This window comes from Saccharopolyspora endophytica (assembly GCF_018070075.1).
GTDB classification, from domain to species: domain Bacteria; phylum Actinomycetota; class Actinomycetes; order Mycobacteriales; family Pseudonocardiaceae; genus Saccharopolyspora; species Saccharopolyspora endophytica.
Window position 1 is genome coordinate 246425 of sequence record NZ_JAGPXE010000002.1, and the last position, 14358, is coordinate 260782.

At 69.4% G+C, this 14358-nt stretch carries 13 protein-coding genes; 4 read left to right on the forward strand and 9 right to left on the reverse strand.

Going from position 1 to position 14358, the window contains the following annotated elements:
- Window positions 1-45 precede the first annotated feature (45 nt).
- Window positions 46-1461: a sugar porter family MFS transporter gene (locus KBO27_RS05270; protein ID WP_210968819.1), complete on the forward strand. Its 1416-nt coding sequence runs from the start codon at window positions 46-48 to the stop codon at window positions 1459-1461.
- Here KBO27_RS05270 and KBO27_RS05275 read toward each other — a convergent pair.
- Entirely contained in the window at window positions 1451-2419 is a 969-nt protein-coding gene (locus tag KBO27_RS05275; protein WP_210968820.1) for an LLM class flavin-dependent oxidoreductase, read from the reverse strand. The two genes, KBO27_RS05270 and KBO27_RS05275, sit on opposite strands and share 11 nt — an antisense overlap.
- Before the next feature lie 52 nt (window positions 2420-2471).
- A complete protein-coding gene (locus KBO27_RS05280; RefSeq protein WP_132678695.1) occupies window positions 2472-2654 on the reverse strand; it encodes a PspC domain-containing protein in 183 nt (60 codons plus the stop codon).
- Window positions 2655-2733: 79 nt separating this feature from the next.
- On the opposite strand from KBO27_RS05280, the gene KBO27_RS05285 reads away from it, so the two are divergent.
- Window positions 2734-3546, forward strand: coding sequence for a hypothetical protein (locus tag KBO27_RS05285; protein WP_210968821.1), 813 nt, complete (start codon window positions 2734-2736; stop codon window positions 3544-3546).
- 213 nt (window positions 3547-3759) lie between these two features.
- Entirely contained in the window at window positions 3760-5199 is a 1440-nt protein-coding gene (locus tag KBO27_RS05290) for an Nramp family divalent metal transporter (protein WP_210968822.1), read from the forward strand.
- A 189-nt stretch (window positions 5200-5388) separates the two neighbouring features.
- Here KBO27_RS05290 and KBO27_RS05295 read toward each other — a convergent pair whose 3' ends face one another.
- The 6 genes from KBO27_RS05295 to KBO27_RS05320 form a co-directional block, all read right to left on the reverse strand.
- Entirely contained in the window at window positions 5389-5865 is a 477-nt protein-coding gene (locus KBO27_RS05295; RefSeq protein WP_210968823.1) for a (2Fe-2S)-binding protein, read from the reverse strand.
- Window positions 5866-5883: 18 nt separating this feature from the next.
- Window positions 5884-8214 carry a molybdopterin cofactor-binding domain-containing protein gene (locus tag KBO27_RS05300; protein ID WP_210968824.1) on the reverse strand — a complete coding sequence of 777 codons (2331 nt, stop codon included), beginning with the start codon at window positions 8212-8214 and terminating at the stop codon, window positions 5884-5886.
- A gap of 192 nt (window positions 8215-8406) precedes the next feature.
- Window positions 8407-8736, reverse strand: a complete 330-nt coding sequence (locus KBO27_RS05305; protein ID WP_210968825.1) for a hypothetical protein — start codon at window positions 8734-8736, stop codon at window positions 8407-8409.
- Window positions 8733-10742 (reverse strand): hypothetical protein, encoded by a 2010-nt coding sequence (locus tag KBO27_RS05310; protein WP_210968826.1) that lies wholly within the window; start codon window positions 10740-10742, stop codon window positions 8733-8735. Before KBO27_RS05310 ends, KBO27_RS05305 begins: the two co-directional genes overlap by 4 nt.
- Entirely contained in the window at window positions 10739-11428 is a 690-nt protein-coding gene (locus KBO27_RS05315; RefSeq protein ID WP_210968827.1) for a toll/interleukin-1 receptor domain-containing protein, read from the reverse strand. The genes KBO27_RS05310 and KBO27_RS05315 overlap by 4 nt, the downstream gene beginning before the upstream one ends.
- Before the next feature lie 37 nt (window positions 11429-11465).
- Window positions 11466-12872: a helix-turn-helix domain-containing protein gene (locus tag KBO27_RS05320; protein WP_503454122.1), complete on the reverse strand. Its 1407-nt coding sequence runs from the start codon at window positions 12870-12872 to the stop codon at window positions 11466-11468.
- On the opposite strand from KBO27_RS05320, the gene KBO27_RS05325 reads away from it, so the two are divergent.
- Entirely contained in the window at window positions 12823-13164 is a 342-nt protein-coding gene (locus KBO27_RS05325) for a hypothetical protein (RefSeq protein WP_210968829.1), read from the forward strand. The two genes, KBO27_RS05320 and KBO27_RS05325, sit on opposite strands and share 50 nt — an antisense overlap.
- Before the next feature lie 105 nt (window positions 13165-13269).
- Here KBO27_RS05325 and KBO27_RS05330 read toward each other — a convergent pair whose 3' ends face one another.
- Window positions 13270-14250, reverse strand: coding sequence for a sugar-binding transcriptional regulator (locus KBO27_RS05330; protein WP_246536313.1), 981 nt, complete (start codon window positions 14248-14250; stop codon window positions 13270-13272).
- Between the last annotated feature and the right edge of the window lie 108 nt (window positions 14251-14358).

A 14358-nucleotide genomic window follows, 5' to 3' on the forward strand; every position in this document is an offset into this window, starting at 1 on the left:
GGCGCGCTGGCTCCAACGCCGCAGCCAGAAAGGACCCACCTCGTCATGCCACCGACCGAGTCAAGACCCGCCCCCACCTGGAACCCGATCATCTACGTCATCGCCGCCATCTCCGCACTGGGCGGCCTGCTGTTCGGCTACGACACCGGCATCATCTCCAGCGCGCTGCTGCTGATCAGCGATGAGTTCGCGCTCAGCGCCCAGATGAAGGAACTCGTCACCAGCATGATCCTCGTCGGCGCCATCGTCGGCGCGCTGCTGGCCGGTGGCCTGGCCGACCGGATCGGCCGTCGCCGGGTGCTGTTCGCCGTGGCGGCCGTGTTCGCCCTCGGCGCGGTCGCGGCCGCCTTCGCACCGGACGTCCCGTCGCTGATCCTCGCGCGCTTCGTGCTCGGCCTGTCGGTCGGCGGCGCGTCGGGAATGGTGCCCGTCTACATCGCCGAGCTGGCACCGGCCCGGATCCGCGGCGGGCTGATGGTCTTCTTCCAGCTGATGGTCGCCGTCGGCCAGCTCATCTCCTACCTGGTCGGATACGGGCTGGCCGACCACGGTGGCTGGCGCTGGATGTTCGCCTTGGCCGCCCTGCCCGCCGTCGTGCTCTACCTCGGGATGCTCTTCCTGCCGGAAAGCCCGCGCTGGCTGATCAAGCACGGGCGGCTCGATGACGCGCGCGGGGTGCTCCGGCGCGTGCGCGGTCGGCAGGCCGACATCGAGGCCGAGCTCGCCGAGATCCAGGAGGTCGAAAGCCGGGAGGGCGGTGGCGGCTGGCGGGAGCTGCGGCGCCCTTGGGTCCGCCCGGCGTTGCTCGTCGGTCTGGGCATCGCGATGTTCTCGCAGCTCACCGGGATCAACGCGATGGTGTACTACGCGCCGACGATGCTGTCCGAAGCCGGCTTCGGCGATTCGTCGGCCATGCTGACCGGCGTCGGCGTGGGCATCGCCCTGGTCGTCTCGGCCGGTCTGGGGACACTGCTGGTCGACCGGGTCGGCCGCCGGAAGATCCTGCTGTGGCTGCTGCCCGGCTCGGCGGCGAGCATGGCGGTGCTGGCCCTCGCGTTCGTGCCTGCGCAGCTGTCCACTTCGGCGCAGTGGTTGGTCGTGGTGGGGCTCATCGCCTACATCGCCTTCAACGGCGGGAGCATCCAGGTCGTCGTCTGGCTCATCGGACCCGAGGTGTTCCCGCTGAGCGTGCGCGGGCTGGCGATGAGCCTGGCCTCGGTGGCGGTGTGGGCGTTCGACCTGCTCATCGCGCTGACCGCGTTGAGCACGATCGAGGCGATCGGTCGAACCGGACTGTTCGCCACCTACGCCGTCATGAACGTCGTGTGCTGGGTGTTCGTCTACCGCTTGGTGCCGGAGACCAAGGGCCGCGGCTTGGAGGAGATCGAACGAGCCCTGCAGAGCCCCGGACGCTTCCGCGACAACCTCGAATCCCTCGGGACGGCGTCGGTCACCCGATGAGGGGCGCGAGGAGGCGGTAGGAGCGGAGGCGGTCGTCGGGGTCGTGGGCCGTGGTGGTGACCAGCAGTTCGTCGGCGGCCGTCTGGGCGACCAGGTCCTTCACGGCGACCGCGACCTCGTCGGGCGTGCCGTAGGTGTGGCCCTGCATCGCGCGGGTGAAGTGGGTGCGCTCCCGGTCGGTCATGTCGCGGGCGAGGATCCGGTCCGGGTCGTCCAGGGGTGGGAACTCGCCCCTGGTGCGCGACCAGACGCCGGCCCATGCCTCGGGGACGAGCAGGCGGCGGGCGGCTTCGGTGGTGTCGGCGACCGCGATGGAGCGGGCGACGACCACGTAGGGCTCAGCCGTGCGGCGGGAGGGGCGGAAGTTCTGCCGGTACTCGTCGATCGTGCGCAGCATCTTCTGCTCGCCGAGCGGGGAGGCGATGACCAGCGGCAGGCCGAGCTCGGCGGCGCTGGAGGCGTTGCGGGTGGCCAGCACGAACACCGGCAGGTCGAGTCCTTCGGCGGGCACCGCGTGCACGCCGGCGACTCCTCCGTCGAGGTAGGCCAGCAGCTCGGTGAGCTGCTCGGTGAAGCGGTTCGCGTCCTCGGCGCCGAGCGCTTTGCGGATACCGCCGGTGAACCCCAGCGACCGCCCCAGCCCGACGTCGATGCGGTCGCCGAACAGCGACCCCAGCACGCCGAACTGCTCGGCGACCACCAGCGGCTGGTGGTTGGGCAGCATGACGCCGCCGGTTCCCACCCTGATCCGGCTGGTGGCGGCGGCGACCGCCGAGGCCAGCACGGTCGGGGCGGCTCCGGCGACGCCGGGCACGCCGTGGTGCTCGGCGACCCAGATCCGGTGGTAGCCGAGCCGCTCGACCTCCTGCGCGAAGCGCACGGTCTCCAGCAGCGCCTCCTGGGCGCTACCGCCGACCGGGACGTGCGAGCGGTCCAGCACTGACAGACGAGGACTCACCCCGGGTACAACGCCTTCCGGGCGCAGAGATTCCGGAAGGCGCGTGTGACCCTCAGCGGGCCTTCGGCAGCAGGATCCACAGCAGGATGTAGAGGATGAACTGCGGGCCTGGCAGAACGCAGGAGATCACGAAGGCCAGCCGCACCAGGAACACGGGCAGGCCGAACCGGTGGGCGAGGCCCGCGCACACGCCGGCGATCATCTTTCCGTTGCGAGGACGCTCCAATGCCGTCATGGTTCCAGCCTGCCCGTGCGCGGACGATCTCGCCAACGCGAATCTCGCGCGCGGAGTCCACTGGTGGCACGTTGAGGTTGTGGACCTGCGACAAGTGGCTCGCGAACTGCGCACCGGCGACCCGGTGGAATTCGTCACCGCCCGGGACGCCGCGGCCGCGCGCGCCCGCGAGTCCGGCGACGCCCAGCTGGCCGACCGGATCAAGAAGCTGCGCAAACCCACCACGGCGGCCTGGGCGGTGAACCTGCTGGCCGACCGCGAACCGGGCGAGCTGCGCGCCCTGCACGACCTCGGCGAGAGGCTGCGCAACGCCCAGCGCGAACTGCGCGGCGACGAGCTCCGCGACCTGGCCGCCGAACGCACCCGCTTGCTCGACCGCCTCACCAGCCGCGCGGTCGAGCTGGCCGCCGAACGCGGGCACGAGCTCGCCCCAGCCGGACGCGAGCAGGTCTCGCACACCCTCACGGCCGCGCTCTCCGACCCCGAGGCCGCGGCCGAAGTCCAGGAGGCGACGCTGACCAAGCCCCTGGAGTACAGCGGCTTCGGCCTCGACGACCTCGCCGCAGCAGCCATCCGCAGGCAGTCCACTGCCCGGAAACCCCGAGCGAAGCGTCCCGCGAAGAGCGAGGACACCGGCGAGGCGAAGTTGGTGGAGCTGCGGCACCGGCTGCGGGACACCGAAGAACACCTCGACGCCGCGAACGAAACCCTCCAGCGCGCCGAAGCCGCGTGCGAGGAGGCCCAGGAGCGCTGCGAACGCCTCCGCGAGGAGCTCGCCGACGCCGATGCGGAGCTGCGCGACCGGCGCCGCGACCTCAAAGCAGCGCGCCAGGACCACGAGCGAGCGGTGAAGGCCAAGGACTCCGCCTCGAAAGCCCTGGACGATCGGTGACGGGCTGAAACGTCCGAGCTCGGGTCCCTTCTGCCGGATCAGAGCGGGAAAAACCTGGCCACCGCCTGAAAGCAGCACGGTCCCTGCTCGCTCAACAACGCACCCGCGAGGGGTGCAGGCGACAGAAGTATTACTTTTCCGCGTGGTTGTTGTTCGGGCGCTTACCTTGGCCCTTCCTCAGGACAAGGACAACCACGAGCAAGGGTGCCGACGATGGCAGATCGCAAAGAGGCGAGCCCGCTGAGCCCGGAGAGGGCGTTCCCCGACAAGCACATCCCGCAGCCGCAGGTGCGCGACCTGCCGGCGCCGCCGCGCAACCAGTGGCGGCTGATCGGCCCGGGCATCGTCGCGGCCGGTGTCGGCCTGGCCACCGGTGAGTTCATCCTCTTCCCCTACATCACCTCCCAAGTCGGGCTGACCTTCGTGTGGGCGGCGCTGCTGGGCCTGGTCACGCAGTACTTCCTGAACATGGAGATCGAGCGCTACACCCTGGCCACCGGCGAGACCGCGGTGACCGGCTTCAGCCGGCTGTGGAAGCACTGGGGCCTGGTGTTCGCGATCATGGCCCTCTTCGCCAACCTGTGGCCCGCGTGGGCGACGAGTTCGGCCACGCTGATCACCTACGCGATCGGCGGCGACAAATCCCTGGTAGCGGTGGGAATCCTGCTGCTGGTGGGGCTGATCCTCACTCTGGCCCCCGCGGTCTACACCGCGCTGGAGCGCGCGGAGATGCTCAAGGTCGCGGCGATCGTGCTGCTCATCGCGATCGGCGCGCTGTTCGTGATCGGCGCCGAGACCTGGCAGGCACTGCCCACCGTGGTCACGCAGCCCGGTTTTCCCGCCGCGGAGCTGGGTTTCGCAGTGCTGATGGGCGCTCTGGCGTTCGCCGGTGCCGGTGGCGGCCAGAACCTCGTGCAGAGCAACTGGATTCGGGACAAGGGCTTCGGGATGGGCCACTACGTGCCGAAGATCGTCTCCCCGCTGACCGGGGAGACCGAGGCCCGCGGGCAGGCCGGGTTCATCTTCCCGGCCACCGACGAGAACATGGACCGTTGGAAGGCCTGGTGGCGCTTCGCCAACAAGGAACAGCTGATGACCTTCGTGCTCATCACGTTCCTGTCCATCATGTTCATGTCGCTGCTGGCCTACGGCACCGTGTTCGGCCACCCCGGGCTGGAGAACGACGTGTCGTTCCTGCGCATCCAGGGCGAGAAGATGTCGGCCATGGCCGGCGGCTGGTTCGGCTACTTCTTCTGGATCGTGGGCGCGTTCTCGCTGTTCGCGGCGGCGTTGGGCATCGTCGACTACACCTGCCGGCTCGCCGCGGACGTGCTCAAGACGAGTTACTTCCCGGATGCCTCCGAGAGCAAGGTCTACGCGATCCTGGTTTGGGCGCTGTGCGTGACCGGCATGGTCGTCATCGCCGTCGGCATGGGGCAGCCTCTGCTGCTGGCCATCATCTCGGCCTGCACCAACGGCGTCATGATGTTCATCTACTCCGGCCTGCTGATCGCCATCAACCGCAAGATGCTGCCCGCCCAGATCCGCGTCTCCGGCGTCCGCCTCGGCGCGCTCGTCTGGTCGATCATCCTCTTCGGCGTGATGGCGGTCCTGACCGTGCACCAGCAGGTCGACAAGCTGCTCGGAGGCTGACCGCGAGCGGCGGAAGCCTCCGGCCGCTGGGACCGGAGGCTCCGCCGCGCGGGGTTTCGAACGCTCCACGTGCCAGCGCGGAGCGCCCGCCAGCACCTCCAGGATAACGCTCTCACCTGCGGTGATGGCCAGATTCGCGAGGGCGGGGCGGTCGGGACTTCGCACCTGAGGTCCCGACCGCCCCACGCGTCACATCTTCTCCGCGCCCGCCTTGATGGCCTCGCGGATCCGGAAGTACGTGCCGCAGCGGCAGATGTTGCGGATCGAGTCGAGGTCCGCCTCGGTGATCTGGCGTCCCCCGGCGGCAGCGCGGCGCACCAGCGCCACCGCCGCCATGATCTGGCCCGGCTGGCAGTAGCCGCACTGCGCGACGTCCTGGTCCAGCCACGCCTGCTGCATCGGGTGCAGCTCGGCGTCGACGGTGTCGGGCAGGCCCTCGATCGTGGTGATCTCGTCCTCGGCGGAGATGTCGCCGACCGAGACCGAGCACGGGTTGAACGCCTTGCCGTTGATGTGGCTGGTGCATGCCTTGCAGACGTTGATGCCGCAGCCGTACTTCGGGCCGGTCACGCCCAGCAGGTCGCGCAGCACCCACAGCACCCGCACGTCGTCGGCGACGTCGACGGTGACCTGTTCACCGTTGAGTCGAAAGGTGTGCTCAGGCACGAGAATTCCTCCAGGTCCTCACTGCGCGTGGCGCAGGCCGTCGGTGGGCGACTCCGGGATCGGCGGCACGTTCGGCTTCGGCTCGAACGACAACGTGCCGTGGTTGATCGGGAAGCTCGTCGGGACCGAACCGGTCGCGCGGGCGTAGGCGCAGGCCACCGCGGCCTGGGCCGAGGCGACGCCGAGCTCACCGGCGCCGCCGGGCTTGCCGGTCGTCGGCGGCATGATGATGATCTCCAGCTCCGGCGGCGAGTTCCACTGCCGGGTGTAGAAGTAGTTGTCCCAGCTGGCTTCCAGGAAGTAACCGTCGGTCAGGTGCAGGCTGGAGGTCAGCGCGTTGGCGATGCCGTCGTTGATGCCGCCCATCATCTGGGCTTCCAGGCCGCGCGGGTTGACCGCGAGCCCGACGTCCACGGCGCAGACCACCTTGGTGACGCGCGGGCCGGCGACGGCGTCGCGGATCGGCCGGTTCACCGTCTCCGGCGTGCAGTCGATCTCCACCAGCGTCGCGATCGTCGCCCGGTACTCGGTGTGCACCGCGATGCCCTGCGCCGTGTTCTCCGGCATCGACCGGCCCCACCGCCCGACGTCGGCGACCTTGTCCAGGACGGCCTTGAGCCGCTCCTCCTGCAGGAACCGCTGCCGGAACCGGTAGGGGTCCTCGCCCATCGTCGCGGCCAGCTGGTCGACGATCAGCTCGCGCGCGGTGGTGACGTCGGGGGAGTAGATGTTGCGCATGCTGCCGGTGTTGAACCCGCGATCGGTCTCGTTGAGCAGCTGCGTGGTGGCCCCGAAGCCGTAGGGCATGGTCTGGGTGAACGTGAAGATCGTCTGCGAGAACGACGCGTCCGCGACCGGCAGCTTCGCCGCGCTGGCGGTGATGATCTCGCCGAAGCCGTGGCTGAAGTCGGTGAACACGCTGGTGTGCCGCTGCTCGTAGCTGAGCACGCCGTCCCCGGCGATGCCCACCCGCACCCGCGAGGTCGCCATCGGGTGGGTGCGGCCCTGGCGGGAGTCGTCGGCGCGGTGCCACATCAGCTTGACCGGCTTGCCGATCTTGCGGGAGATCTCGGCGGCCTCCATGGCGCCGTCGTTGAACAGCTTGCGCCCGAACGATCCGCCGCCTTCGGTGACGTGCACCTTCACCGCGTTGAGCGGGATCCCGTACTCCGCGGCGATGGTCTCCTTGGTGACGATCGGGTTCTTCTGGGCCGACCAGATCTCGGCCCGGTCCCGCCGCACGTCGGCGATCGCGCAGTTGGTCTCCAACGCGCTGTTGCTGCGGAAGAAGAAGGTGAAGTCACCCTCGACGCTGGACTCGCCCTTCGGTGCCACCAGCGGGATCTCGGCCGCCCGCAGCTCGTCGAGCACCGAGGCGTCCGATTTGCCCTCGGCCGTACCGGGTTTCCAGTCGACCTCCAGCGCGCGCACCGCGTCGATGCACTGCCCGAAGGTCTCCGCCCGCACCGCGACGCCGGTCGAGATCGCGACCACGTCGGTGACGCCCGGCATGGTGGCCACGGCGTCGGTGTTGCGCACCGAACCGACCTTCCCGTTGAGGGTCGGCGGCCTGCACACCATCGTCGGGAGAGCGCCCGGGATCTTGAGGTCCATCGCGAACTTCTTCCGGCCGGTCACCGCCGCGAGCGCGTCCACGCGGTTGTGCGGGGTCCCGATGACCGAGAAGTTCTCGTTCGCCTTGAGCTGCACCGGAACTTCCTCGGTGCGCACGCTCGCGGCTTTCGTTGCGAGATCGCCGATGCCGATGCTGTTGCCCAGCAGGTCGGTGATGATGCCCTGCTTGAGGCGCAGCGTCGCCACGGCCTGCTCCAGCTCGACGGCGGCGGCCTGCAGCAGGCGCCCGCGCGCCACGGCGGCGGCGACGCGGATCGGCGCGTAGGTCGACAGCGTGGTGCCGGAACCGCCCGTGATCTGGTTGAACACCAGCTCCGGCCGGGCATCGGCGAGGGTGACGTGGACGTCCTCGACCGGCACGTCCATCTCCTCGGCGATCATCATCGCGGTGGAGGTGGTGATGCCCTGGCCGACCTCGGCTCGCGGCAGCTCGAAGGACACGGTGCCGTCGGTGTTCACCGTGACCGTGATGAGGTTCGCGGTCGGTGCGGCCGAGTACTCCAGCATGTCGCTGAGGTCGGTGATCTCGGCGATGGCGGGGGAGGGAACCGGCGGCAGCCCTTGGGCTTCCGCGGCGGGCGCGCGCAGGTTCAGGTCGGCGGCGGCGACCAGCGTCGGTGCGGCCAGGACGTAACCGAGGAAACCGCGCCGTCCGACGGCGTGGGACTCGGGAGGCCGTGAATCGGGCGGTGAGGAGCGGTCTGCGGTCGTCACTTCGGTCCCCTTCCGCCGGACGGATCTGCTCTTTCCGGCAGCCAAAAAACGGGCCTGACCTGGGAAGATGTGATTCCAGATCGTTTCGAACAGCGGAACTGTAACGTCGATCGTTGAAGGGGTCAACGACTCGGCCCTGGCTCAAGATCACGATCATGTCAAGCACCCGAAGTGCTCAATTCACCGTCCGCTTCACGGCTCGCCCGGGGTGTCGAAGCGCCGTCGAACGTCCTCGGCCACCTGCGGATGCCCGGCCGCCTCGATGTAGCGGGCGAAGCGGTGCGCGGTCAGCCGCCGCACGGCGTTGCGCTCACCGTGCAGACCGAGCTGGTCGAGGAGCATACCCACGTGGTCCGACGGGGTCGGCATCCCACCGGTCAACTTCTTGAAGACGCCGAAACCCACCGCAGCCAACAGCGGAACCACCACCCACGCAGGCCATTCCAGCAACCACCCGAAGAACAGCGGGATCGCCGCCGCGATCGCGAGTCCGATGTAGAGGGTCCGGTTCTCCTTGGTCATCGCACGAACTCCTCGGGTCGTGGGTACGCGAAGTCCTGGTTCTGCAACCCCTGCGCGACGTCGATCAACTGCGCCAGCCGGACCACGACGTGCGGCCGGCCGTGCGAGGTCTCGCTCCAATCCCGCCCGGCGACGTACAACTTCGCGAGCAGGTCCCCCGATTCCTGCGCCGCCTCGACGAGGATCGCCAGCAGCAGGTCCGCGTTGGAGATCAGTCCCGCCGTCGCGAACCACGTGCCGAGCAGGTGGTGGGTGTGGCCCGAGCGGTGCGCGAACAGCTCGCGCCAGCAGGCCACCAGGTCCGCCCGGACCTCCGCACGCGCGGCCAGCGGTCGCGACACCCGCGCGGTGTCGACGAGCCGGCGCGGGTCGGCCGCGCGCGCGAACAGCGCGAAGTCGGCGGCCCGCGGTTTGGGCCGGCGCAGGCCGATCCGCAGTCGCTGCAACAACAACCGGAGCAGGGCATCGCTGCCGGCCGTGAGCTCCAGCAGCGCGTCCTGCGCAGTGGGGGCGCCGAGACCGCTCTCCCTGCGGGCCCGGTGGTGCAACCGCACGACCGCCTGGTCCGGGTAGTTCGGCGCGATCAGGTTGGCGGTGACCGTCACCAGGATCTGCCCGACCTCGTCGGGTAACTCGGAGTTCTTCGACCACTCGTAGACCAGGTACCGGAAGTGCCTGCCGTGGCGGGTGTCCTCCAGACCGTTGGTGAGCGCCTGGACCCCGAAGTCGCGCAGCGGCCTGCTCCGGTGGTTGCGCGGTTCGAGCCAGCGCTCCACCAGCCGGATGACGTGGTCGGGGCTGTTGGTGCGCAGCGCCTGCTCGGTGAACCGGTCGACCATGCTGACCCGATCTGCCCCGGTCAGCAGATCCATCCTGATGACCTCGTCCACCCACTGGCGGTAGGTGCTGCGCAGGTCCGGGTAGTTGTCCCAGAAGTGCTCCAGCAGCGCCCGGTCGAACTCCCACCGGCCGAGGTCGACGCGGTTCGGCGGTGCGATGTCGATGCCGAGGTCCTCGAGCTGCCCTCGGTAGCCGGGTTGTTCCAGCCGGGGTCGCTCGGAGCCGTCGAGCCCCAGCAGCTCCACGAGGTGGTGGGAGGCGAAGAACACCGCGTCGGGCGAGGCGCCGTGGCACATCGCCGAGGCCAGCAGGATCGCGCGTTCCCGCCCCGTCGGACGCTGCTCGACCAGCTTCGCCGCTTCGTCGCGCCGGTCGGCCTGCTCGGAGATCGCCTCTGCGAACAGGTCGTCCAGCGGGCTGTGCGGCGCGCAGCGGCTGATCTCGATGATCCGCGTTGCGAGGTGGCTGATCTGCGCCATCGACTGGTCGAGGGCGGTGACGACGTCCTCGGAGGCCAGCTGGCCCGCCGTGGGGTGCAGGCCTTCGGCTTCCAGGTGCCTGCGCAGGACCCGGTCGCCGGCGGGCCGGGAGAGGCGCGCGGTGAACTGGCGGAGCTCGTCGCCGAGGTGGTGCGCGAACTCGTCCGGCACCACCACGACGAGGTAGGCCTTGGCGTTGAGAAGCCGCGCCCGGAACTCGGGGAGCTCGCGCAGCCGGGTCAGGAACACGTCCTCGCTCGCGTCCAGCAGGTCGAGCACGAGCCGGTGATCGGTCAGCAGCTGGACGTCGGCCAGGCGGTGGGCGGGGTCGTAGGGCTCATCGGTGAGCAGGGCGTAGGGCGACTCGTCACCGGCCGATTCGTTGACCAGCACCTTGGCTGCGGTGCTGCGCCCGCTGCCGGGTTGGCCGGTCAGCAGCGCGGTCCTGTGCCTGCGGAGCTTCTCGCGCGCGCCGTCGAGGTCGTCCGGGGCCACGAAGCGCTGCTCGCTCCAGCTGAGGTCGCCCTTGAAGGTGATGCGGGGGCCGCGGATCCGGCTCATCACGCTCTCGTGCCCCGAGCCGAAGATGTTGTAGACGTTCCCGGTGCCGGTGTGGATCGACGAGGCCGAGACCTCCTCCTCGAAGCGGGTTTCCGCCGATCCGTCCGGAACCTCGTCCTCGCTCATCGCCGGTCACCACCGCGCGGACCGCCCTGGTTGAACTGGTCGCCCGACCCGCTGTGGTGGTTGCCGTAGGTCGGCCCGTTGAAGTGGGTGGTCGCCTGCGGCCCGCCGATGGTCAGGCCGCCGTGCAGATCCCGCATCTGCACGTGGGTGCCGTCCACGTTGCCCGAGTTGTAGTTGTGGACGTCGCCGGATCGCGGCGGTTCTTCGGCCTGGTCGTCCTGGAGCGCGGGGACGAGGGTGATCAGCCTGCTGGCGAGCCGGTCCAGGTCGTCCTGCGCGTTGCGGACGTCGAAGTCCAGCGCGTTGAGGTAGGCCAGCGCCTCCAGCTCCTCGGGGAGCTCCGCGGGCGTGAGGTGCGGCAGACCACGTCCACAGTGGACAGGGATGACCCGCGCGCCCGCCTTCATGGCGTTGAGGATCTCCATCCTGGTGAAGTCCCCCTCCTGCGCCAGGCGCAGGTTCCCCTGCTCATCACGGGCTTTCGACCAGTTGGCTCCCATCAGGACGAGCAGGACGGAGGTGGTGGCCGCCTCGCGGAGCAGGCGTGCGCGGTAGTCCTCCCCCGGAGCGCCCTTGGCGTCGCGGAACACCAGCTTGTCGCCGAAGCGCTCCGACAGGTAGCTCTCGATGTGGGCGGCGGCGAACTCGCCGTCGCCGCTGCGGTAGTTGACGAAGATCTCGGGCACGGTCTTATTCTCCTCTTCCGGTGCGGGGTGGGAGCGTTCAGGCGTTCTGGTGCAGGGAGGCGATCAGCGCGGGTTGGAGGGCCTGGACCGCGGGGACGCGGTGGTGCCGGGCCAGCAGCTGGCTGAGCTTGCGCAGGTCGTTGAGCACCGTCGCCGAGCTGACGGCGTCGACGATCGGCAGCGCGTCGGCGGTCAGCGCGCAGGCGTGCTCGATCTCGCCCGCGGTGGCGTGCGACAGGGCGCGGCGGATGCCGTAGCGGGCGCGGGACCGCAGCGCCTGCTCCGGCAGCGCCTCGACCTCGCGGTCGAGGACCTCTCCGGCCGCGCGGGCGCGGCCCAGGTCGTGCAGGCACCAGCCGGCGACCATCGAGACCGGATCGCTGAGGTTCGTGGAGCCCAGCGATGGTCCCGCCTCGGGTTGCGCGGCGTTGAGGTGTTCGCGGGCGAGGTCCAGGGCGCGCATCGACGCGTCGTGGTCACCTGCCAGCGCATGACCCTGGGCCTCGTGCAGCGCGGCCCAGCCCCGGATGTGGTCGGTGATCGCGTTCTGCCTGGCCAGCTGGGCGACCTCGATGGTCTGCCGCGCGTCGTGGCGGTAGAGGTCGACCACCGCGCGGCGCACCAGCGCGTAGGCGCCGAGCCTGCGGTCACCACCGGCCTCGGCGAGCTCGACGGACTGGTCGGTCCACCACATCGCCGCTCGGTCGTCGCCGGCCTCCTGCGTCATCCAGCCCGCGTACTCCGCGTACCGGGCCGTCAGCGCCAGGAGCTCCGCCGCCTGGCCGGGTTTCGCGTTCTGCGCCAGCGCGCGCAGCGAATGCGTCTGCGCGATCAGCGGCGGCAGCACCAGGGAAGGGCTCGTGGTCTGCCCGAGCTTGCGCAGCTGTTCGAACATCACGTGGAACGGCTCCACGGAACCGGTGTCGGCGACCGCCGGGCGGGCGCCGCCCAGCCCGAACGCCACCACCGACGCGGCACCCGCGGTCAGCACGCTCCTGCGGTCCATCGGCTGGAAAGAACTGCTTCCGCTCGAATCGAGTCGCAACACCCACACCTCATCACCGTTGGTCGTGATTTCGGATGGCGGAGGTGTTTCCGGCGACTGGTCGGGAACGAGTTCGGACAGCTTTCCCCCGGCGTTCAGCTCGGCGTCGCAGCGACGCGCGAAATCGGGAGTCGGTTGTTTGCTCCCGGTTTCGATTTTGCTGAGGTAGCCCTTGCTGTAATGCAGAATTCCAGCGAGTCGGGAGAGCGACAGCCCGGCCTCGATCCGCAATCGTCGAAGCTCCGCCCCGAACAGTGTGGGCCGCTGGGTCAACTCGTCCTCCGGGTTGCCCGTTTCCCGATTCTCTCGGCACCGGGCAACGGGTGTTCGGCCAGGCCCACCACGGCACATGGTGGTGAGTGCGGGTCCAGTCGAAAAACTGGAACTCCGCCTGACCATAGGAGAAGTGATGATCACCGACGACCTCTCCCGCGAATTGACACCCGAACAGCGCAGCGCCTCGCCGGAGGTCCAGCTCGGCCGAGTCGCGATGACGCTGGGATTCACCGCGGTCCAGCTGTGGGCGATCTTCGAGCTCGCCTCGTTGAACCTGTCCGGAGCCGCATTGGTGGCGCTCGTCGTCGTCATGGCCGCCGCAATCCTCGTCGCCGTCGAATCCTGGAGTGACATCGTCAAGAACGCATCAGCAGGGATGCGTTCTTCGACGGATCTTCACCGAGAACCGAACTGAGCGGCGGGCAATTGGTCCGGTTTCCCGTTTCCCGTGGTGCTGTGACCGGGAAACGGGCGCGAAGGGCGGAGCGGCGCTGGGGGTGTCGCTCCGCCCTCTTCTTCGCTACTGCAGCGGGCGTTCGGTGACGTGCTGCAGGAGCCGGTCGCCGGCGTCGGCGTCGGTGATGAGGGTGTTGACGATCCCGGAGCGCAGCACCGCGTCTATGGCGCGGGCCTTCGGGGTGGTGTAGCCGACGGCGATCACCTCCGGCACGGCCCGCAGCTGCTCGTGCGGGATCGCCAGGACGTGGTGGGCCAGCCCGGTGGACAGCGCGTTGCCGTCGGCGTCGAAGAGCCGGGCGGCGATCTCGGCGGTGGCGCCGCGCTGCCGGATCGACTCGCGCTCGGCCGGGCTCAGCGCGTCGTAGACGGTGGACTCGTTCGGCTGCCAGGCGCCGATGCTGACCACGGCCTTGGTCAGGTGATGGAACTGCTCGAAGGTCTCGGCGATGCCGGGTTGGTTGCGCAGGATCTCGGTGGTGCGGCGGTCGGGCAGCACCAGCGGCCCGTAGATGGGGTAGGAGTCGCCGCCGCTGGCCGCGGCCACTCGGCCCACCGTTTCCACCGAACGGTCCCGCATGTCCATGCCCGCTTGGACGCCGCACAGCTGCACGATGGGGCACTTGGGCAGGCTGCGGATCGCCTCGGCCATGGCGTTGACCGATCGCGCCCAGGACAGGCCGATGACGTCGCCCGGAACCGTGATCTCGGAGAGGAGCTGGGCGGCGAGCACGCCCACCCGTCGGCGCAGCTCCGGCCGTTCGGCCTTCGATTGCGCTCGGTTGAGCACCAGCACGCGGCGCAGCCCGTAGGCCGTCCGGAGTCGTTCGGACTGCTCCACGTCGACCGGGAAAGGTAACTCGAACGAGATCTTGATCAAGCCGTTCTCCTGGGCGGATGCCAGAATCCGGGCGACCTTGAAGCGGCTGATCCCGAACTCCTCGGCGATCTCCAGCTTCGAGCGCCCGGCCACGTAGAACCGGTGCGCGATGGACGCCGCGGTCATGGTGTCGATCAGCCCGCTGCGCGGCCGAGGTGTGCTCATATGAGCACTATAACGTGAAAACTTGACCAGAGGTTGACGCGATCACCAGTGAACCTCTTCAATGCGGGGCAAGTTCAGGGCAGAGTACAGCGCAGTTCGCTCAGATGA